At 62.2% G+C, this 21,304-nt stretch carries 20 protein-coding genes; 14 read left to right on the forward strand and 6 right to left on the reverse strand.

Translation table 11 applies throughout. The features are described 5' to 3' along the window. Positions 1-4 precede the first annotated feature (4 nt). The 4 genes from NW855_RS15285 to NW855_RS15300 form a co-directional block, all read right to left on the reverse strand. The gene (locus NW855_RS15285; protein ID WP_414509078.1) at positions 5-409 is read right to left on the reverse strand and encodes a DUF2089 domain-containing protein; all 405 of its coding nucleotides are present in this window, start codon (positions 407-409) and stop codon (positions 5-7) included. A gap of 589 nt (positions 410-998) precedes the next feature. Continuing rightward, complete coding sequence (locus NW855_RS15290; protein ID WP_414509079.1) at positions 999-1,364, reverse strand: YraN family protein; 366 nt, start codon at positions 1,362-1,364, stop codon at positions 999-1,001. Beyond that, positions 1,361-2,971 (reverse strand): S8 family serine peptidase, encoded by a 1,611-nt coding sequence (locus tag NW855_RS15295; protein WP_414509080.1) that lies wholly within the window; start codon positions 2,969-2,971, stop codon positions 1,361-1,363. Before NW855_RS15295 ends, NW855_RS15290 begins: the two co-directional genes overlap by 4 nt. Positions 2,972-3,065: 94 nt before the next feature. Continuing rightward, positions 3,066-3,557 carry a hypothetical protein gene (locus NW855_RS15300; protein ID WP_414509081.1) on the reverse strand — a complete coding sequence of 164 codons (492 nt, stop codon included), beginning with the start codon at positions 3,555-3,557 and terminating at the stop codon, positions 3,066-3,068. A 137-nt stretch (positions 3,558-3,694) separates the two neighbouring features. Here NW855_RS15300 and NW855_RS15305 point away from each other — a divergent pair, with 137 nt between their 5' ends. From NW855_RS15305 to NW855_RS15350, 10 genes are read left to right on the forward strand one after another with little or no spacing between them, the layout of a single operon-like run. Next, a complete protein-coding gene (locus tag NW855_RS15305; protein WP_414509082.1) occupies positions 3,695-5,944 on the forward strand; it encodes a hypothetical protein in 2,250 nt (749 codons plus the stop codon). A 9-nt stretch (positions 5,945-5,953) separates the two neighbouring features. Continuing rightward, entirely contained in the window at positions 5,954-6,604 is a 651-nt protein-coding gene (locus tag NW855_RS15310; RefSeq protein WP_414509083.1) for an RAMP superfamily CRISPR-associated protein, read from the forward strand. Beyond that, complete coding sequence (locus NW855_RS15315) at positions 6,601-7,800, forward strand: RAMP superfamily CRISPR-associated protein (RefSeq protein ID WP_414509084.1); 1,200 nt, start codon at positions 6,601-6,603, stop codon at positions 7,798-7,800. The genes NW855_RS15310 and NW855_RS15315 overlap by 4 nt, the downstream gene beginning before the upstream one ends. Next, the gene (locus NW855_RS15320) at positions 7,797-8,189 is read left to right on the forward strand and encodes a hypothetical protein (protein ID WP_414509085.1); all 393 of its coding nucleotides are present in this window, start codon (positions 7,797-7,799) and stop codon (positions 8,187-8,189) included. The genes NW855_RS15315 and NW855_RS15320 overlap by 4 nt, the downstream gene beginning before the upstream one ends. Continuing rightward, positions 8,186-8,977 (forward strand): CRISPR-associated RAMP protein Csx7, encoded by a 792-nt coding sequence (gene csx7, locus NW855_RS15325; RefSeq protein WP_414509086.1) that lies wholly within the window; start codon positions 8,186-8,188, stop codon positions 8,975-8,977. The genes NW855_RS15320 and csx7 overlap by 4 nt, the downstream gene beginning before the upstream one ends. A 2-nt stretch (positions 8,978-8,979) precedes the next feature. Then, entirely contained in the window at positions 8,980-9,879 is a 900-nt protein-coding gene (locus tag NW855_RS15330; protein ID WP_414509087.1) for an RAMP superfamily CRISPR-associated protein, read from the forward strand. Beyond that, the gene (locus tag NW855_RS15335; RefSeq protein WP_414509088.1) at positions 9,869-10,405 is read left to right on the forward strand and encodes a hypothetical protein; all 537 of its coding nucleotides are present in this window, start codon (positions 9,869-9,871) and stop codon (positions 10,403-10,405) included. Before NW855_RS15330 ends, NW855_RS15335 begins: the two co-directional genes overlap by 11 nt. Next, positions 10,405-11,412 carry an RAMP superfamily CRISPR-associated protein gene (locus NW855_RS15340; protein ID WP_414509089.1) on the forward strand — a complete coding sequence of 336 codons (1,008 nt, stop codon included), beginning with the start codon at positions 10,405-10,407 and terminating at the stop codon, positions 11,410-11,412. Before NW855_RS15335 ends, NW855_RS15340 begins: the two co-directional genes overlap by 1 nt. A gap of 11 nt (positions 11,413-11,423) precedes the next feature. Beyond that, positions 11,424-11,726, forward strand: coding sequence for a hypothetical protein (locus NW855_RS15345; protein ID WP_414509090.1), 303 nt, complete (start codon positions 11,424-11,426; stop codon positions 11,724-11,726). A 32-nt stretch (positions 11,727-11,758) separates the two neighbouring features. Next, complete coding sequence (locus NW855_RS15350; RefSeq protein ID WP_414509091.1) at positions 11,759-13,048, forward strand: hypothetical protein; 1,290 nt, start codon at positions 11,759-11,761, stop codon at positions 13,046-13,048. A gap of 78 nt (positions 13,049-13,126) precedes the next feature. Here NW855_RS15350 and NW855_RS15355 read toward each other — a convergent pair whose 3' ends face one another. Further along, entirely contained in the window at positions 13,127-14,233 is a 1,107-nt protein-coding gene (locus tag NW855_RS15355) for a hypothetical protein (protein WP_414509092.1), read from the reverse strand. Between the two features lie 80 nt (positions 14,234-14,313). On the opposite strand from NW855_RS15355, the gene NW855_RS15360 reads away from it, so the two are divergent. Together NW855_RS15360 and NW855_RS15365 are read left to right on the forward strand one after the other, a co-directional pair. Then, the gene (locus tag NW855_RS15360) at positions 14,314-15,282 is read left to right on the forward strand and encodes a hypothetical protein (protein ID WP_414509093.1); all 969 of its coding nucleotides are present in this window, start codon (positions 14,314-14,316) and stop codon (positions 15,280-15,282) included. A 23-nt stretch (positions 15,283-15,305) separates the two neighbouring features. Beyond that, positions 15,306-16,940 carry a DNA methyltransferase gene (locus NW855_RS15365; protein ID WP_414509094.1) on the forward strand — a complete coding sequence of 545 codons (1,635 nt, stop codon included), beginning with the start codon at positions 15,306-15,308 and terminating at the stop codon, positions 16,938-16,940. Positions 16,941-17,154: 214 nt separating this feature from the next. Here NW855_RS15365 and NW855_RS15370 read toward each other — a convergent pair whose 3' ends face one another. Then, entirely contained in the window at positions 17,155-18,435 is a 1,281-nt protein-coding gene (locus NW855_RS15370) for an O-acetylhomoserine aminocarboxypropyltransferase/cysteine synthase family protein (RefSeq protein ID WP_414509095.1), read from the reverse strand. A gap of 57 nt (positions 18,436-18,492) precedes the next feature. On the opposite strand from NW855_RS15370, the gene mnmE reads away from it, so the two are divergent. Next, complete coding sequence (gene mnmE, locus NW855_RS15375) at positions 18,493-19,857, forward strand: tRNA uridine-5-carboxymethylaminomethyl(34) synthesis GTPase MnmE (protein WP_414509096.1); 1,365 nt, start codon at positions 18,493-18,495, stop codon at positions 19,855-19,857. A 45-nt stretch (positions 19,858-19,902) separates the two neighbouring features. Beyond that, the gene (locus NW855_RS15380) at positions 19,903-21,282 is read left to right on the forward strand and encodes a diguanylate cyclase (RefSeq protein WP_414509097.1); all 1,380 of its coding nucleotides are present in this window, start codon (positions 19,903-19,905) and stop codon (positions 21,280-21,282) included. The last annotated feature ends 22 nt before the right edge of the window (positions 21,283-21,304 follow it).

Genomic DNA, 21,304 nt, shown 5'->3' on the forward strand with positions numbered 1-21,304 from the left:
TCCTTCAGCGTAGGGTGCGCAGTTTACGCGCCGCCTCCTCGGCGGTGATTATCCCCTGCTCCAGCATGTCCAAGATTTGGCGTCGTTGCTCGGCGAGATGCCCGTTCAAGTCTTGTGTCGTTGCAGGGGTCAGCCCCAGCGCCAGCAGCAGCGCGTCCAGTTTGTTGCGCGCCGTGGGGTAGCTAATCCCCAGTTCGCGCTCGACGCCCGCCAGCATGCCCCGATTGCGCAGGAACACCTCCAGAAACTGTAGTTGCTCCTCGTCGAGCTGCGCGAAGCGGTTCGGCGTGAAGTGCCCTTGAATCGTCACGCCGCACTCTTCGCAGGCGACCTGCGTCACGATGAGTTTCCCGCTGCAGATTGGGCAGCGCGTCGGTTGGGCATACGGCTTTTTCATAACGCTACGCATGATACCCCATCGGAATCAAAAAAGTCAAGTCCTAACCGCCCTAAAACTCAGAATTTCTGAATTTCAGGGGGCAATTCGTGCAAAGATTCGTTTCGCGCGGGGGAGTGGGCTGATAAGGGTACATCGGTTCGGCACGGAGTCGCTGCGGCAGGAGCGATTTCCCCCAGCGGATGCGTGAGCAAGCAGGCGCGCCGTGTTGCCCTCATCCCTTCTGTCCCCCCTAATGAGGGTAGGTTTTTTCTCACGTAGTTGGCTTGGCGGGCGGGACGCCCGCGTTCCCAGCGTTGCGTATGCTGGGAGCGCGAGCGTCTCGCTCGCATGGAGGCAGGAATGCCCTGCTCGGCAACGCCGTGAGCAGGCACGCCCGCAAAAAAACCTACCCGTTTAAGGCGAGGCGGTAGAGGGGGATTGTGGAGTGCGGAAGCGGAGCTTACGCCCACGCTGAAGCTGCCGCTTCAGCACTCCAAACATGTCCGCGCGCGGCTCCCCTCTCCCACAGCGTGGGAGAGGGGCTGGGGGTGAGGGCGAAACAGCGTGCGATCCCCCGCACACAGTGAACTCAAGCTGAGTTTAGTATTCGCGCCACAGCCTACCCGTTGAGGTCAAATGCGTTCCGATAGAGGCGTATCTGCGCGGGGCGGTGCGTGTAGTCGATGACGACCACATCGAAGCGGCACTGGCGGTAGGCGAGGTCGGGGTGCGCGGCGAGGAACCGCTCGGCGAGCAGCGCGAGCCGTTGCCGTTTGCGGGCGTCGACGCGCTCCTCGCCTGTGCCGTAGTTGCGCGTGCGCAACGACTTGACCTCCACGAAGGCGAGCGTGTCGCCTTCACGCGCGACGATGTCCAGCTCGCCCTCGCGAACGCGCCAGTTGCGCGCGAGCAGCACATAGCCCTGCGCCTCCAGAAACCGCGCCGCATGCGCCTCGCCCGCGCGCCCAAGCCCTGTGCGACTCATTCGCCCTGCAGCCCGAAGTTGAACAGCACCAGCAGCAGGTCGGCGTCGTCCACAACGCCGTCCCCGTTCAGGTCTACCGACGGGTTGTTCGCGCCGAAGGCGAACAGCACCTGCAGCAAGTCCGCGTCGTCGATCACATTATCGCCGTTCACATCGCCTGGAATCAGCGTCAGGTTCAGCCCCGACACGCCGGGGTAGCGCATCCGCGCGTTGGGCACACGCTTGAGCAGCGTGCCCTGCGCCCGTATTGCGAGGTCGTAGTAGCCGAGGTAGTTGAAGAAGCTCACTTCGAAGTCGCGCGTAGCATTCAGCGTCCCTGAAGCAGTTGCGAGCGGGCTACCGCCGCCCACAGGACGCAGCACGACCTCCACCGTACGCCCGTTGTAGCTGCCCGCGTAGCCCTGAATCAGCACGCGCCCGCGCACAGGAACCGTGAGCGCCTTCTGTACCGACGCCTGCAGGTTAATCATCCCGTGCGCGACATAGTTGCCCGGCACAGCGGTCGCCGTCGTCTCGATGAGTTCGCGCACGGCTTGCGCCCGCGCCCGCGAGCGATCCGCGGGTCCGTCGGCGACCAGCGCATAGAGCATCGCCGCCTGCGCCGTCACAAACGGCGCGGCGTAGGAAGTTGCGCCATCTCGATTTCGGCTGTAGCTGTTGTCTGTGCTGCGAGTTGTCGAGTAGACATCCCCGCTCGGCGCGGCGACATCCACCCATGCGCCAAAGGTTGATCGGTCCGACTTCGTGCCATCCAGATTGCATGCCGCGACCGCGATACACACGGGATACCACGCAGGGTAGAACGGGTTCTGATTGTTCGTATTCCCCGCCGCCGCGACAATCACGACGCCCGCGTTCCAAGCGTTGTTCAAAGCGACCTCGAAGGTTCCGAGAGGGTTAGTAGACCCAAGGCTTAGGTTAATCGCGTGTGCGCCCTGCGCGACGGCATAGTTGACGCCGTCGATGAGGTCATTCAGGTAGCCCTGTCGCGCATCCGTGAACACCTTCACAGGCAGGATCTTGCCGTGCGGTGCGACGGCAGCGACCCCGCGTGCGTTGTTGGTGACCGCGCCCGCGATGCCCGTTACATAGGTGCCGTGCCCGAACGGGTCGCTGGGGTCGTTGTCGTCGTTGCCGAAGTCGTAGCCAGGCAATAGGCGAGCCTGCAGGTCTTGGTGATCCAGCCGCGCGCCCGTGTCCAAGATTGCCATGATGAATCGGTCGTCGCCGCGCCAGAGCGCCCACGCCTGCGGCGCGCCAATCACGGGCAGCGCAGGTTGCTGATTGTAAAGCGGGTCATTCGGGTTCCAGCCGTCGGCGAGTTCAATCCGCCAGTTCGGCTCAGCGGCGACGAACCAACCCGAACGCATCAGTTGCGCTGCCACTTGGCGCATATCGGCGTAGGGGCTGAACTGCCACAGCTCGTAGTCGGCGTATTTTCCGCGCTCGACCAACTGCGCGCCTGCCGTCTGGCGCAGCCACGCCCGCTGCATCGGCGCGACATCCTCCCGAAACATCACCACGACCTGACCAGGCGCGTATTCCAGCGCGGGAACCTCAACACGCCCGCGCAGACCATACTGCGCAACAGCCTGCCCGATCGTCAAACACACCAACAGCAACGCAACCCTTCTCATAGCCTCTATTATACATCGATTCGTCCCGACCGTGCAGACGCGCCGAAAAAAGCTCGCTGCACTATCAGTCCAATCGCCCCTCCTTCCCCAGCGTGCCTGTGTGGGGGATGGCTTCGCGCACGCGCACGGGCGGCTCAGAGGCGGGCAAGGCGGGCAGGGGCAGCTCGTCCGCGCTCCACGCGGAGCGGTAGACCCGATAACTGCGCGGGGGCAGGTTGTCCACCCAGAACGCCAAGTCGAACCGCCAGCGACGGCTCCCGTCGGGCAGGGGGCGCATCGTCCCGTCGGGCATGCGCCACTCGGCGACAGGCTCCAAGCGGCTGTGCAGGATCTGGCAGGGCACGCGCACCCCGTCGGGCGTCCACACCGCCGCTGGGCGCGGCTCGGAACCCGCCTTGAGCGGCATGTCCACATGCAGCACGGCGACGCCCGTGTAGGGCGCGTCCGTCGGGTTGACCACAATCAGGGCGCGATAATCGCCCTGCACGCCCTCGAAGCGCGTGTCCACCCGCTCGGCTAACTCGTCCAGCAGCCGTTCAATCGCCTGCGCGTCCATCCGCTAACGCCTCCGCTGTATTGCCCAGAATTTACCTCGAATTCCCCCCAAATTGCGCAGGAAACTGGCAGGAATACTGCCATTCGCAACGAATAGGAAAGGTATCCCACCCCCATCGGGCGCAAAGGGAGGCTGGTATGGCGACATGGCTGGATCGGTTTACGGGGCAGAAGTACTTGCTCAGTGATGAGCAGCTCAACGGAATTCGCGACTCAGTGGCGCAGGCAGTTGCCGCCATACTGCGCAATCAAAGCACGCCGCACGCACAGGCGAACGCCGCCGCCGAGTGGTGGCAGACCGATTACTACGAGCGCGTGTTCCCCTTGCGGTTTGGCAGGCAGCCGCAGGGCGCGTTCACGGAGGGCGCGCAGCTGGGGTACGCAAGTGCAGACGGCGCGCTCGCGCTGCCCAACAATACCCAGTGGCGCACGGCGTTTCTGGACGGGCTGCGCTTGCCGCCCATCCTGCCCGCCGAGACGCAGCCCGATGTGGGGAACCCCTACCTGCTCGCGGCGGATCACCACTTGGCGACCGCCGCACTGCTGAATGTGTGCCTGCGCCGTGCGGGGGTGAGCGACGATGTGCTGCACGAGGCGCGGCTGGGCGCGCTGCTGCACGAGCTGATTGACCTGCCTGCTGTGCGCGACGCGCTGCAGGGCTTGCCGCTGGCAACCGCGCTGGCGCAGTACCTCAAGGGCGAGACCGCCGACTGCCCCGACACCCTGCGCCCCTATCAGGCGATCATCGACGCCATCCACCGCGGGCAAGCCCCAGCGTCGCTGGAGGGCTACCCCTTCTGCCTCGTCGGGCTGGCAGCGCAACGCATCAAGCAGTATGTGTTCGAGACGCCCGGACTGCCCGAAATTCGCGGCGCGTCGCTGATTCTGGACGCGGTGGTTCATCAGGCGGCAGAGGAAGTCGCCGAAGCCATCGGGCGAGAATGCATTCTGCAGCGGGTCGCCTCGACGCTGATTTTCCTTGCGCCAGAGCCTGCGGACTGGGAGCCTCGCCTCAAGCGACGCTTCTACGAGGCGACGCAGGTCGGCTTCTGCGCCGCAGCTGCCGCCGAAGTCGCCCTGCAAGACTACCTCCAACAGTACGGGGCGTGTATGACGCGCCTGCTGAAAGCCCTCGACGCCGACCGCTACCGCGCCGAGCTGCCCACATGGGAGTGCATGCCGTTCGAGACGCGCTGCGCCTACTGCCGTAAGCGCGCAGCGACAGGGTTCACGCGCTCACCTGACGGCGACCTGATGCCCATCTGCCCCGCGTGCGACGCCAAACGCGACAAGGGCGACGCCGACGAGCGACGCACGGCAGGCGAGCAACTCCTGCGCGATGCGGGCATCGAGAACTGGCGGGAGCTTCTCACCGAGCCCAGTAAAGCCTTCGCAGGCGGGCTGAACGAGATGGTTCCCGGCTCAGACGAGGCGGAGCAGAAAAAGCAGGTCGCGTTTATCTACGGCGACGGGAGCAACTTCGGGCAAATCACCAAAAACCTCGACTCGCTGGCGCTCAGCTTGCAGTGGACGCGCCGTGCGGAGCTGACCGTCCGAGCCGCCGTCGCGCTCGCCCTCAGCCGCAGCATGCACGACGCCTTGCGCGACCAGACAACACTGCAGCGCATGCCCTTCGAGGTGCTTGTCATCGGCGGGGACGACTTCAGCCTGTTCGTCTGGAGCCGACTGGCGATGCGCTTCTGCGAGCAGTTCGTGAGGCTGACGGACATGGAGTTCGAGAAGGGCGTCGTGGCGGAGTGCATCGTCGGCGAAACGCCCATCTGCTTCGGCGTCGGCTGCCTGATTAGCGACGAGAAGGCGCCCGTGTATCGCGTGGTGGAGTTCACCGAGAGCCGCCTGCTCAAGTTCGCCAAGCGCGGCGTCAAGGCGCACGAGCGCGGCGCAATCGCCTTCCTCTACACCACCAACGCCGACCAAGTGCCCAGCGATTACGCGGATCACCTGCAGCGCAACTACCGCAAAGAGGCGCGCGTGGGCAAAGACAACGCCGCAACCGTGCCCGTGTACCTCACGATGCAGCCGCTGACTGCGCCCGAGCTGGACGCCTTCCTGCAGTGCGCCCAAGCGATTGTTGACAACGGTCAACTCGGCAGCCTACAGCGACTGGCGGAGCCGTTCGTGCGCCAGCCGATGTCCGCCGCGCTGCTGCACTTTGCCTACCAGCAGGCGCGCGCGCAAAGTTCTGACGACCGCAGGGCGTTTTTCGAGCAGATTATGAGCCTGCAGGCGTCCGACGGACAGGGCACGCGCGCGCCGCTGTTCCCAATCCGCGCACTGAGGCGAATCACTGTCGATAACGACACGGCAACGCCGCGATACTTCGCGCCGATTTTAGACCTGCTGGAAATCACGAAGAGTCTGCGTTAGGAGGCGGTTATGCTCTATCCGTTCGAGTTGGAAGTGGAGGCGACGCTACGAAGCGATTTGCATGTGGCGGGTGTGGGGCGTACAGTCGTGCTGATTGACCGCTGCATCGAGCGGGACGCGCAGGGGCGCGCGCTGATCCCTGCGACCTCGTTCAAAGGGCGCACGCGAGCGCACTACGAGCGACTGCTCCGTGCGCTGGGCGACGACCTCAAGGGCTGCAAGCCGCCCAACCCCGACACGATGTGCAACGACCCTGCCGACTTGTGCCCCGTGTGCCAGCTGTTCGGCTCCCCGATGCAGCAAGGGCGCATCGAGTTCACCGACCTTGTGCCCAACACAAGCACGGAACCCACCACGCGCATTGGAATCGGCGTCAACCGCAAGCTGAACACTGTGGCGGAGGGGCGGCTCTTTTTCTACGAGGCGACGCCTGCGCAAGCGAACCGTTTTCAGGGGCAGATTCGCGGCTGGGCGACAGAACAGGAGATCGCGCTGCTGCTGGGCGCGCTGAAGCTCATCACCCACTTCGGCGGGCAGAAAGCGCGCGGGCTGGGACGCGCCGAGGTCAAGCCCATCGCACTGCACATCCGCAGAAACGGCGCGTGGGAGATCGTGAACCCCAGCCAGCTCTTGGCGACCCTTCAGGAGGTGCGACCGTGAAGCAAGTCGTGGTGAAACTGACGGCGCAGTCGCCCATCGCAGTGGGCGAGTGGATGACTTCGCGCAGCAATGTGCGCGAGAGTCTGGCGTACATTCCTGGCGGCGTGCTGCGCGGGGCGTTGGCGCAAGCCGTGCGCGAACATCTCGGCGGGCACGCCTCCAGCCGACGCGCACTCGGCAACGACGACCCCGCGCTGAAGCAAGCGTTCGATGCCTGCTTCGGCAAGGACGGCGCACGGTTCGGCTTCCTGATGCCCTTCGGGACGCTGGAGTGGATCCCCGCGCCCGCCACCGCGCTGTTCAACAAGCAGCGCGACGAGTACCTCTACGACACGCTATTCGCTCTGCTGCGCGGCGAGGACTACCCCATGGAGTGCCCCAACACAGGCGACCGCCTCGAGCGCGGGCGCGGCTGGCTGGAGCATAAGGGCGACCAGTGGCGCAAAGCAAAAATGCCTCAACCCCGCGCGTTCGTGCGCGTGGGACTGAACCGCCAACTTGAAACCGCCGAAACCAACATCCTCTACACGCTGGAAGCCATCGACCCGACAGACGCTGACGGCAACCCTGTCGAGTTTCGCGGCGTCGTGAGTTTCCCAGATGCGGCGTCCGAGTCGGCGTTCCGAACGATACTGGACGCGCTGCGCTGGCGGGACGGGCGTGTGCAGGTGCGCATCGGCTCGGCGCGCACGCGCGGCTTCGGCGCAGTCGCGCTGGAGACCGTAAACGCCCCCGCGCCTGCGCCGCAGGTAGACCTTGAGGCGTTCGCCCAACGCGCGGGCAGACCCATCTTCACCTTGCTGGCTCGCACGCCCGTGCTGGTTCACGACGCCTGTGGGATGCCCGCGCCGACGCTCACCCCCGACCTGCTACGCGAGTACCTGCCCGACCTGCCCGACTCGGTGCAACTCCTCCCCGAAGCGACTCGCGCCGAGCGCATGCTCGTCAGCGGTTGGTCGGGCGCGTGGGGCATGCCCAAGCCCGTGCAACAGGCGTTCGCGCCTGGTAGCGTCTTCACCTACAGGTACGCCGAAAGCGACCGCGCGGCTCTGCAGAGCTGGCTGCAGCAACTTGCCCTGTATGGCATCGGCGAGCGCATCGCCGAAGGCTACGGACAATTCGCCGTCTGCAGCCGCTATCATCTGGACACAGACATCACGCAGTTCACCCAATCCAACGCAGGAGGTGCGCAATGAAACAAGACACCATCACGATTGACGAGCTGGTACGCCAAGCGGAGGCGATTATCCAAGATTGCTTCGCGTCGTCTGGACGGAGCGATGGCGGCTCCACAGGGCGCACGCAGCTCTCCAACGCCATCGACGCGATCAACCAGTCGGGGTCGGTCGCAGTGTTTCGCAACTGGCTACGCTACCAGACGGCGCGCGAGGAGTTTTGGCGCACGCGCGGCAGTAAAGGCACGCTCGCCGAGCAGATTGACAAGTATGTTCAGTCGCTGCACGAGCGTGCGCCCCAAGAGTCGGCGCGATACCTGACTTACTTTCTGGGTTTTATGCGCCGCACGCTGATTGCGCTGCGCTACCTAGATCAAATCCCGACCGAGTTCAAGGAGGCGACGCGATGAAGTGGGACACCTTCGAGAACCGCCTGCGCATTGTGGGCGAGCTGGTCGCCGTCACAGGCGTGCGCGTGGGGATGAGCGCGGAGAGCGCAATGCCCACCGCCACTGACCTGCCCGTCATCAAGGACGCCAACGGACGCCCGTTCATTCCTGGCTCCAGCCTGCGCGGAGCAGTGCGGGCGCACATTGAGCGCATTGTGCGGGCGTTCGAGCCAAGCGTCGGCAACGGCAAAGGCGCGTCGAACCCAACCAACACTGACGAGTGGGCAATCCCGCCCAACCACAGGCGACAGTTAGCCAATCGCGACGACTACGAATCGGCAGTGTTTGCCGAGTCGTGCCGTGTGGAGCGCGTGTTTGGCTCGCCGTGGATAGCCTCGCGCGTGCGCTTTACCGACCTGCCGCTGCTCACCGAAGGCGCGGAGCCTGAACTGCGCGACAGCGTCGCCATCGACCGCGAGAAAGAGAGCGTCGCCAACAAGTACGACTTCGAGGCGATGCCCGCAGGCGTGCGCTTCGGGCTGGAAATCGTCGCTGAGAACTTGGATGACGCCGAACTCGGACTGCTGTTGCTGGGCGTCCGCGAGCTGGAGCGAGGCAACATCCGCATCGGCGGATTCAAAGGGCGCGGACTGGGCGTTGTCCTGCTCGAAAATGTGCGCTACGAATGGGTAGACCGCAACTCGCTACTGGCGTACCTTGTGGACAACACAACGCAACCCGTCGATCAAGCGTGGGTCAACGCGAAACTGCAGGCGTTGTTTAACTCGATGGCGAATCAAGGAGGCTAACCATGCACGGGCGACTGTATAACGAACTCTCGCTGGAGATAGCGATTATGCCGCAGACGCCGCTGCTCATCAAATCGGGGCAGAAGGCGAGCATCGACCCCGCGCTGCCCGATATGCAGTTCGTGCGCACGCGCCGACGCCTGCCCAACGGCGAGGTCAGCGAGGCGGTCTACATCCCTGGTTCCAGCCTGCGCGGGGTCATCCGAGCGCACGCCGAGCGACTGCTGCGCACCCTCGACGAGAAACACGCCTGCTATGTCGAAGCCAAAAAGTTCTGCCTGCGCCAAAAGGGGCTGAAGGAAGACAAAGAGCCTGCCGACCGCCTCTACAAAGAGTCGTGCTATGCATGTAAGCTGTTCGGCAACACGGGCGTCGCCTCGCGCGTGCAGATGAGCGACCTGTACCCTGCAATTGACCCGCTGCGCGAGTCGCGTTTCGGTGTCGCGATTGACCGCATCACAGGCGCGGTGGCAGTCGGTCCGTTCGACCTCGAGGTGGTCACCGACGCGCGATTCGAAGGGCGCATCGTACTGCGCAACTTCACGGTGGGGCAGCTGGGCTTGCTCGGCGCGGCGCTACTGGACATCGCCGATGGGCTGGTCGCGCTGGGGCACGCCAAGTCGCGCGGGCTGGGGCGCGTCTGCATCGAGTTCACCCGCGCCGAGTTCCGATTCTCCAAGCGCACCGACGGCGCGATTCTGGGCGTCGGCGAACTGGCAGATCAGCAGCTGAAGCAAAAGTATGGGCTCCCCGACGGCGATACGCTCTCTGTAGACGGGTTCCAAGCCACACAGCGCGACGCGCTCTACTACCAAGCCCGCAGCAACGACAACGACCAGATACGCCGCTGGCTATCCCAAGCCGCGCCTCGCTGGGTGCAGGAGGCGTCCGATGCAGGGTAAGGTGTACCGCTACACGGGCGCGCCCGACGACCCGCTCGCCGTCTGGAACGGCTTGGGGCTGACCGACTCGGCGCACTGGTTCGGCTGGAGCGAAGCGAGGATATACCTGCCGAGCCCACTGCCCAACGCGCTGCCCGACGAGCCATGGGAGCGGCTGAGCCTGTTCAACGCGCAGGCGGAGTTGCGGATGCTCGCGCGCGGGGGCAAGCCCACCCTGCTGCTGCTCACCGAGACGCTGGAACCGCCCCACAACGCTTGGGAAGCCTGCGGCGAGTACGACGCCGAAGAGCGGATACACATCCTGCTGGGCGACCCGCCCAAACGCGCACGCGGCGCAACCACCCAACTGGTAGAGGTCGCCTTCCCCGCCGTGTTCGACTACGGCATCGGGCTTACGCCCAGCCCCAACACCATCCAGAAGGTCGTCGCTGACACGCGCTATTACTACGACCCAGAACGCCGCCTGCGCTACATCCGCTACGCAGGAATCGGAATGGAGGAGTTCAAGAAGGAGGAGTTCAAGTGATGAACGGAGAAAAACCCTACGATTTCGTGCCGTTTCCGAAGAGACGCCCCAACCGCGAGAAGGGCGTGGGGCAAGACAAACTGAACCCGTGCTTACTGAGCGGGACGCTGGAGCTGACCCTGCACACTCTAACGCCCGTGCATGTCGGGCTGGGCTACAGCGACTTCATCAAGGCGGGCGACCAAGAGTACCTCGCCGCACTGCAGGCGTCCAAGCCCATACGCGAAGAGGGCACAACCCGCCGACGCTACTTGATCCCAGGCTCGTCCCTCAAGGGCGCGGTGCGCAGCATCGTGGAAGCCATCACGCGCTCGTGCATCCGCATTACGCAAGGCAGGCACCGCCCCTACATCCCGCAGGGCTACGGCGGCTGCATGAGCGTCAACGACCTGTGCATCGCGTGTCGCCTGTTCGGCGCGCAGGACTATCAGGGGCATGTGAGCTTCGAGGACGCCGTCGCGCCGAGGGGGTCGCTGGTGCTGCTGGGCACGCCGCTGTTGTGGACGCCTGCGCGAGGCGGGCGCGGTCTACCGCCGCGCTACTTGCAGGGCAACCAAGCGAGGGGACGCAAGTTCTACCGCCACGCACGCCCCCCATCGGGCGTAGACCCGCGCGCTTGCATCAAAAGCGGCGCGGAGCTGCCCCTGCGCATCCACTTCCTGAACCTCAGCGAGGCGGAACTGGGCGTACTGCTCACCGCACTGGGGCAGCACCCCGACCATCCATTCCCCATCAAGCTCGGCGGGGGCAAACCCGTCGGACTGGGCAGCGTGCAGGTCAAGTGCCAGCGCATCAACCTCCTGCAAGGCGCAGACGCGCTCAAAGCGACAGGGCGGCTGGGGCAATCCCAAACCCTTGTGGGAGACGCGCTTGACAAGTTCACTACACGATGCGCCCAAGCCGCCGACAAACTCGACAAACTCATCGACGGCGACGCGCTCGGCAAACTGAAAACGATTCTGAAAGAGGCAGGGCTACAAGAAACCGCCCCTGCCGACCCCTACTGAAGGAGGACGCTATGCAGTGGGATAAAATCATGGAGGCAGCGAAACGGCTGGAGGACCTGCTCCGCCGCGCCGATGTGGATTTCAACGAGGCGCAGAAGGCAATCGGGTACTACCTGTTCAAAGGCTGCGACGATACAGCGATGGAACGATACCTTAAAGAGATGGCGGAGAACCCACCCCCGCGCAGCAAGCGCACACAGGGCTATTACCGCGAACTCTACCGCGTCTGGCGAAAGTGGAGCCCCCAGTGCGGACTGACGGGCGTGGATAAGGCGCGTGCATGGAACTGGGGGATTAGGATGGCTAAGTCGTAGCGAAGTAAAACTTCTTTACGGAGTGTGGAACCATGTATTTCAACCTGCTGGATGTATGCAAAGTGATTAGAGATTGGACAGAGAATAGCTATTGTGAGCAAAAACTATATAGAGACACTGTCAGGAGACTAGAAAGTTTAGGTTTAGAAAGTACTCGCAAGGTAGAAAGTTTTTTGGCGTCTGCAGAGCTGACAGAGATTATAGATATCTTACACCCTTTGGACGTGTACCGACTCTTCTTGGAAATAGCTACTGAAAGTATCACTCGCCAGCATAACTCGATCCACAGTGGACAACGTCGGCAACAACAGCAGCAAGTCGAGAAGATTTACTTGCACGATACTGAGGATATAAATTTTATGAAAATTTATCTCAGCCCGAACGCTGAATTCGCTTACAAATACAGTGCAGGAGATACGCTCAAGTGCGAATTGAGGCGTATTGTGCAGAAAGACATGTTAGGCTTTGAAGGACCACATAGCGTAGTTGGAAGGATAGAGGATGCATATCTACAACTGAAGCGTTTTACAAGTCACGAAAGGAGCAGATTAGGAGACTTTCGCGAGATGGAAAAACTAATCCAGTACATAAATAAAAAACTCGAAGATTTATTAAAAAGTTTGATGTGTTTTTATCTATCGTTCAAAATAGATTTATTGAAGCAACAAACCAAAATCACTCTCCCCGATGAGTGTGACTCGTGGAACTGGTATGCAATAGAAAGATACATAATCAAAGACATAGATGAATGCGATTTGTCAACATATAATAATCTAAAGATTATTCAGGATATAGTAAAAAATTTTTCAGCCCTCAGGAAGCTACGCAATGTTAGCGTTCATTCCAGATTGAGGGAAGATCAGCTACGGCAGTATGTAAAAAACTTGGGGAATTTATTAGAGAAATTAAAGGAATACAGGCTGGTTTCTGGGTATGTAAGTTCTGTCACACTTAGATATGGTCTGACAGAAGTCAGCATCAAGTTGGACGGACAGCAAGACGAGATAAGAATATATTACAAAGATGTTGAGAAACACACGGTGTATAGCAGGAATCAACTGATTAGCGCAGTAGGTTTACATCGCATTATGGTTTTCCCTTTAGTCTCGCCTCTAAGCGGTGAAGCACAGCCATACATGGTTCATTATTCCATTTTCAATAACAATCTACCTCGCAGACGCACATCTGAAGACAAAGACAAAAGAACATATGAATACCGCCAACTATGTCTGATTAGGAAATTCTTGTTCTTCCGAAAAGTACCTATAGAATGCGAAATGTCGTCCTTTACTCCTATTCCGCAATCCACTATACAGGAATAAATTTTCTTTACATACTCTAAGTTGCTCTCAGAAGCGGAGTCGTCTTTGTATACGCGAGCAGAAGTTGCGGTGTGGGACTCACCCCTCCCATAACCCCAACAACACCCTCAGCGGCGCATCCGTGCGGATGGCACTGCCGCAGTGATGCACATGCGAGGCGCGGTAGCCCTGCGCCCGCAAAAACCGTATCGCCTGCCGCGTGGACGGCACGGAACGGTTCAAACGATCCGCAAGCACGGGCAAACTATACACAATCGGCAGCTCGTCCAGCTCGCGGTTCAGCTTGGCGATAAACCGTCGCGCGTCGGCGAAATAGTCTTCCCGCGCGGCGCGGTGCATCGCGCTCAGAAACGCATGGTCGTGCAGCGGTCCCAGCCACAGCGGTCCCGCCCAACGCACGGTGGTGGAGGGGTTGTAGTGCGGGTTCACGGGCGCGGGCACGCCCGCCATCGTCGCGCGATACTCGCCGTCGGGCATCTGCGCGATAAAGCCGAGATGCTCCACATTCAGCCCGCGCGTGCCCTTGAACGCCCGAATCAGCGTGCGCCAGCAGTAGCCGTCGAAGTAGCTCAGCACGGGCGCGCCGTGCATATTCGCCTGAATCAGCCGACGCTGCACGAAGCCGATGAGGATGCGCAGTCCGATTTCGTGGCACTCGCGTCCGTAGGCGGAGACGGCGTCGTAGGACTTGAGCGCCTCGCCGCGTTGCGCCCCGCACAGCACGGGCGCGTCTGTCGCCGTGATATACAGCAGCCCCTCCCAACGCACGACGCCCGTCAGGTACGGCACATACGGCGCAGGCGTGCCGAACGGGTCTAAGTCCACCCAGTCGAAGCGGCGGTCTTCCAAGTAGAAGCGGCACAGCAACCGTTGCGCGAGTTCGTTGTGCAGCTCCACGCGCGGGTCGCCGTCCACATGCGCCTGTAGCACCTCGAAGCTGGTGTAGTTCGCGTCGTTGACCACCATCTGGGCGACGGGCGCTTCCAGCAGGTAGCGTTTCGTGCGCAGTCCCGCGCCCGCCATCAGCTCCAGCACCTCCAGCGGGCGTTCGAGCCGTTCCGCTTCCGCGCGCATCGCCAGCACGCCCAGGTCGCGCCCCAGCCGCGCCCGCGGGTTGTAGAACACATGCGCGCTCTGCGGCAGGCGAAACTCCGCCGCGCCCTCATGGTAAATCTGCACCGCCATACGGAATAGCAATTGTACCAACTTTGGCGTCCATCGGCGGCACTTAATCGGCAGTTAACCTTACGGCAGGTACACTGGAAATGATGCGACGGCTCTACGGCTGGCTGTTTGGGGTTATTGTCGGCTTGGCGGTGGCGGCGTTTTACGCGCCTGTGCTGGGCACGGCGCGGCAGGACGCGCTGGAACTGAAACCGCACGCCGTTGTTCAGCACAAGCCCATCGACGAGATGAGCGGCATCGCCCGCAGCCGTACCTACGACGGCGTCTTCTGGGTGCATAACGACAGCGGCGACCGCGCCCGAATCTTCCCCATCCGACTGGACGGGAGCGTCGTCATTCCGCCGTTTGTGTCGCGGCGCGACTCGTCCGACCGACCCGAAGACCCGTCCGTCGTCTACGAGGGCATCCACATCGAAGGCGCCGTGAACATCGACTGGGAAGACATCGCCATCGATGGCGACACGCTGTATATCGCCGATGTGGGCAACAACGGCAACGCGCGGCGCGACTTGGCAGTCTATGTGGTCAAGGAGCCGAACCCCGAAGCGACCCTGCAGGCGCACGCGCTCAAGCGCGTCCCCGTCGCCTACTCCGACCAGAAGGCGTTCCCCGGCGACGAATGGCACTACGACTGCGAGGCGGTGTTCGTGTTTCGCGGCAAGCTCTACTTCATCACCAAGCACCGCGCCCCGCGCCAGTTGAACACCCCCGAAACGAGCGCGAACCTCTATCGGCTGGACACGATGCACACCGACCGCGTGAACTTCCTGACGCGAGTGGACTCGCACGACGACTTGGGCGGCTGGGTCACGGCGGCGGCAATGTCGCCCGACGAGCGCGTGCTTGCCGTGCTGTGCCAAGCCCCCCAGCAGGCAATCTGGCTGTTCGAACGCCCCGCGCGCGGCGACCGCTTCTTCTCGCAAGGCAAGGCGCGACGCATCCCCATCCGAAACGGCAAGCAGTGCGAAGCCATCGAGTGGATTGACAACACGCGCCTCGTGATTACCAACGAGCAGCGCGAGGTGTTTATCGTGCCTGTTGCGCCGTAGGCGTCGGCAGGTACAATTTTCGCATGCCCGAAAACACTCTCTACTACGGCGACAACTTGGAGGTGATGCGCAAGTACCTGCCCGACGAGTGCATCGACCTCGTCTACCTCGACCCGCCCTTCAACAGCAACCGCGACTACAACCTGCTGTTTCGGGAGCAGTCGGGCGAACCCGCGCAGGGGCAAATCAAAGCCTTCACCGACACTTGGCAGTGGAGCGAACGCGCCTACGACGAGTTCTGTCAGACCTGCCCCAAGCCCGCGCTGGTGGAATTGGTACAAGGCTTTGTGCGCACGCTGGGGCGCAACGACCTGACGGCGTACTTGGTGATGATGGCGCCGCGCCTGGTGGAGTTGCATCGCGTGCTGAAGCCGACGGGGAGTTTATATCTGCACTGCGACCCGACGGCGAGCCACTACCTGAAGGTGATGCTGGATGTGATTTTCGGGGCGCGGAACTTTATGAACGAGATTGCTTGGAAGCGATATGCAGCACATAGCCTTTCTCAAGGGCGGTATGACCGAATCAGCGATCGTATACTTTTCTACTGTAAAGACAGTCGTTTATCGCGCACCTTCAATCCGCCCACTGAAGCACTTTCGGAAGAGGAAATTAATGAGCGATTCCCTCATGTAGAACCAGAGACAGGCAGACGCTTTCAGCATGTATCTCTAGAACAGTCTTCTAACAAGTCCAGTGCTGGTGAAACGCGGATAATTCAGGGGCGGACTGTAGTGAGCGAAATAGGATGGAGGTGGTCTCAGGAGACTTTTGACCAAAGACTGAAAGAAAACCCCTATCTCATATACTGGACAAGCACTGGCAGACCCAGATACAAAATATATGCCGATGAATACAAAGGCAAGCCTGTAGGCGATATATGGACGGATGTACCTTACCTTTCTTCGGGGGATGCCGAGCGTCTTGGCTACCCAACACAAAAGCCCCTCGCCCTGCTGGAGCGCATCCTCCAAGCCTCCAGCAACGAGGGCGACACCGTGCTTGACCCGTTCTGTGGCTGCGGCACGGCAATCGTCGCCGCGCAGAAACTCAACCGCCGCTGGATCGGCATCGACATCACCCACCTTGCGATTGCCCTCATCAAGTACCGACTCAGCGATATGTTCGACCTCAAGGAGGGCGAGGACTACCGTGTCGTTGGCGAGCCGACCACTGTCGCTGAGGCGCGTGCGCTGGCACAGCAAGACCGCGACGAGTTCCAGAAATGGGCGATTGGTCTCATCCCGCGCGCCCGCCCCTACCAAGACAAAAAAGGCAAGGACACAGGCATTGACGGCGTGCTGTTTTTCAAGGACGACCTGAAAGACCCCAAGCGCGCGCTGATACAGGTCAAGAGCGGCAGGGTGAGCGTGAAGGATGTGCGCGACTTTCGCGGGGTGTTGGAACGCGAGGGGGCGACTTTGGGGCTGTTCGTGACGCTGGAGCCGCCGACGCGGGATATGGTGCAAGAGGCGGAGCAAGCAGGGTTCTACACAACGCCGCTGGGCAACCTGCGCATTCCGCGTTTGCAGGTGCGCACGGTAGAAGAGTTGCTGGCGGGCACGGGTTTTGCGATACCGAGCGCGGCGTTGTTGATGGGCGTGGCGCAGGCGGAGCGGGTGTCGCCGTCGGGCGAGCAAGGCGCGCTGGAGATGTAATACCAATCGCGCGGACGGAGTTTACAACAGCCCCCTCCTGCAGGTCTGATAAGGGTACATCGCTTGGGTTCGCTGTGTACAAGGCACGCCCACTCTTTGCCCTCACCCCCAGCCCCTCTCCCACAGGGTGGGAGAGGGGTGTAGGGCGCACGGCGGTGCGCCCTCGCCCGCCTCGCGGGAGAGGGGGACACAGGGGGTGAGGGCAAAATAGGTTCTACGCATGCGCCAGCGCCTGATCCAAGTCGGCGATGATGTCCTCCACATCCTCGATGCCGACCGACAGACGGATGAAGTCGGGCGTGACGCCTGTGGACTGCTGCTGTTCAGGGGTAAGCTGGCGGTGTGTGGTGCTGGCGGGGTGAATAATCAGCGACTTCGCGTCGCCGATGTTCGCCAAGTGCGAGTGCAGCTGCACATGCTGAATCACACGCACGGCAGCGTCGTAGCCGCCCTTCACGCCGAAGCCCACAATCGCGCCCTGACCCTTCGGCAGGTACTTCCGCGCCAGCGCGTAGTACGGGCTGGTCTCCAAACCAGGGTAGTTCACCCAGGCGACTTTCGGGTGTTCGCTGAGCCACTGGGCGACGCGCAGCGCGTTCTGGCTATGCCGCTCCATGCGCAGGTGCAGCGTCTCCAGCCCCTGCAAAAACAGGAAGGCGTTGAACGGCGAAATCGCGGGACCCAAGTCGCGTAGCAGTTGCGCCCGTACCTTGATAATGTACGCCATGTCGCCGAACGCCTCGCGGAAGTTCAGCCCGTGATAGGACGGGTCGGGCGCGGTAATCTGCGGGAACTTGCCGTTGTCCCAGTTGAACCTGCCCGAATCGACAATCACGCCGCCGATGCTGTTGCCGTGCCCGCCGATGAACTTCGTCGCCGAATGCACCACAATATCCGCGCCCCAGTCGAACGGGCGCAGCAGCACAGGCGTCGGTATCGTGTTGTCCACAATCAGCGGGATGCCATGCTCGTGCGCGATATTCGCGATGGCTTCGAAGTCATGCACATCGAGTTTGGGGTTGCCGATGGCTTCGATGTAGAGCGCGCGGGTCTTGGGCGTAATCGCGCGGCGGAAGTTGTCGGGGTCGCGCGGGTCGACGAAATGCACCGTAATCCCGAACTTCTGCGGGAAGGTGTATTTGAACAGGTTGTAGGTGCCGCCGTACAGACTGGTAGTGGAGACAATCTCGTCGCCCGTGTTGGCAATTGCCAGAATCGCGAGCGTTTCTGCCGCCTGCCCCGACGCGACGGCTAACGCGCCGACGCCGCCCTCCAGCATCGCCACGCGCTGCTCGAACACCCCTTGCGTAGGGTTCATGATGCGCGTGTAGATGAAGCCCGGCGTCTTCAGGTCGAATAGGCTTGCCGCGTGATCGACGCTGTCGAACAGGTACGAAGTCGTCTGATAAATCGGCACGGCGCGCGAGCCTGTTGCGGGGTCTGGCTCCTGACCGCCATGCACGCAGATAGTGCCCGAGTGATAGTGTGCTTGCATACTGAACGCGAACCTCCTCAAGTGGGCGCAAGTATACCTGACAGGTACACTGATTCCATGCGCACGGACACCATCGCGGCGATCGCGACGCCCCCTGGCGAAGGCGGAATCGGGATTGTGCGGGTGAGCGGTGAGCAGGCGTTCCCGATTGCCGAGCGGCTGTTTCGACGGCGCGGGGGGAGCAAGCCCCTGCAGAGCCATCGCGCCTACTTCGGCGTGATTGTCGACCCCGCTGCAGGCGAGACGCTGGATCGCGCGCTGCTGTTGCCGTTCCGCGCCCCGCGCAGCTACACGGGCGAGGATGTGGCGGAGTTCCACTGTCACGGCAGCCCGTACCTGTTGCGGCGCGTGCTGGAGCTGGTCTGGCGCGAGGGGGCGCGCCCTGCCGAGCCAGGCGAGTTCACGCTGCGGGCGTTCCTCAACGGCAAGCTCGACTTGGCGCAGGCGGAGGCGGTCGCCGACCTAATCCGCGCCCGCTCGGAGGCGCAGCTGCGCAGCGCGCTCGCCCTGCACGAGGGCAGACTCTCGCAGCAGGTACACGCGCTCGGCGACGAGCTGCTGCGCCTGCTGGCGACGGTGGAGGCGCACATCGACTTTTCGGAGGAGATTGGCGAGTTAGACCCCCACACGCTCATCCATGACCTCCAAAGCCTGCTCCAGCGTTTGGATGCGCTGCTGGAGGGCGCACAGGCAGGACGCATCCTGCGCGAGGGGGCGCGAGTCGCTATCGTCGGTCGCCCGAATGTCGGCAAGTCGTCGCTGCTGAACGCGCTGCTGGGCGAGGAACGCGCCATCACGACCGAGATTCCGGGCACTACACGCGACACGCTGGAAGAGAGCCTGATTGTCGGCGGCGTGCCCCTCGTGATTCTGGACACGGCGGGCTTGCGCGAGAGCGCGGATGTGGTCGAGCAGATGGGCGTCGAGCGCGCCCGCCGCGCCGCCGAACGCGCGGATCTCATCCTCTTGGTGTACGACCTGACCGCACCCGACTGGGACGCCGACCGCGCCCTGCTGGAGAGCCTCCCACCCCACACGCCCAAACTGCTGGTGGGCAACAAGGTGGACGCCGCTCCCAAGCGACAGCAACACGCCCGAAGCGTCTTCCCGAACAGCGTTTTCATCTCTGCCCTCACAGGCACGGGGCTGGACGCGCTGCAGGAGGCAATCCTGACCGCGCTGGAGGTGCAGCGCGTCGGCGAGGAAACGCCCACACTGACCCACCAGCGGCATATCCAGGCAGTGGCGGAGGCGAAGCGCGCCCTTGAGCAGACGCGCGAAGCCCTGCGACAGGGCTACCCGCCCGACCTGATTGCCGTTGACCTGCGCGCCGCATGGCTCGCGCTGGGCGCAATCACAGGCGAAACCGCCGACGAAACGCTCGTGCAGCGCATCTTCCGCGACTTCTGCATCGGAAAATAGCCCCGCGATGTGGAATAACCCCCCTGCGAGGCAGGTGATGAGGGTATGCGGGTGCTAATTGCGGAAGACAGCACGGTGGCGCGGAAACTGCTGGAGCGCAACCTCCAGCAGCTGGGCTATGAGGTCGTGGCAGCGGAGGACGGCGCAAAGGCGTGGGACGCCTACCAACACGCGCCAACGCCCATCGTGATTACCGACTGGGAGATGCCACACATGAACGGCGTCGAACTCTGCCGCGCCATACGCCAGCACCCAACGGAACACTACACCTACTTGATGATGCTCACTGCGCGCGGGCAGAAAGAAGACAAACTGCAGGCGCTGGATGCAGGCGCGGACGCCTTCTTGAGCAAGCCGCTGGACATTGCCGAACTGCAAGCCAACCTGCGCGTCGCCGAGCGCATCCTCAAAGCGGAAGCGGACCTCCAAGCGCAGAAACAACAACTGCAAGACCTCAACGAGGAACTGGTCAGCCAAAACGAACAGCTCCAGCACTCATACCGACTAATCGAGCATGCCAACCGCCGCTTCTCCGAGCTGTTCGAGAATGTACCCGTCGCCTGCTTCACAATCGACTTAGAGGGCAACATCCACGAGTGGAACCTTGCCGCGCAACAACTCTACGGATACACTAAAGAGGAGGTGCTGTTCCAGCCGTTTTATACGCGGGTCTTTCGTGGGGCGTCTGCCTCGAAGATGCACGAGATACTCCAGCGCGTTATTCAAGGGAGTGTCATGGCGGGCATCGAGTCGGAAGACTACGACTCGGAAGGTAATCTGCACTATGTGCTGCGGAGCGCCTTTCCTATCCGCAACCCGAACCGCGAGGTGGTCGGGGCGATTGTGTCGGTGGTGGATGTGACCTATCGCGTCGAGTACGAAAACCAGCTCAAAGCGCTGAACCAGAAGCTCCAAAGCTTGGCGGTCACCGACGGTTTGACGGGGCTGCACAACCACCGCGCGTTCCAAGATTACCTGGAAGAGCAGTTCCAAACCGCTATGCGCAATAAGCAGCCGCTGGCGCTAATCCTGATGGATGTGGATCACTTCAAGCAATACAACGACACCTATGGGCATCAGGCAGGGGATGAGGTGCTGCGGCAAGTGGCGCAGATTCTGCAGGCGAATGTGCGCGAGGGTGACTTCGTGGCGCGGTACGGGGGCGAGGAGTTCGTGGTGGTACTGCCGCGCACGGATTCGGAGAGCGCAGTCGCTGTCGCCGAGCGGTTGCGCCGCGCCGTCGAGTCCGCGGAGTGGCAACTGCGCCCCGTCACGGGCAGCTTCGGCGTAGCATCTATCCGTCCCGACATGGAGACGCGCCAAGAACTCATCGAAGCTGCCGACCAAGCGCTCTACCAAGCCAAAAAGAACGGACGCAACCGCGTGGAGGTTTGGAACTACCGCCTGCTGCTCAAAGCCGCATAGCAGGAATCCGCAGGCACAGGGG

The sequence above is a fragment of the Synechococcus sp. RC10B2 genome, assembly GCF_047502635.1.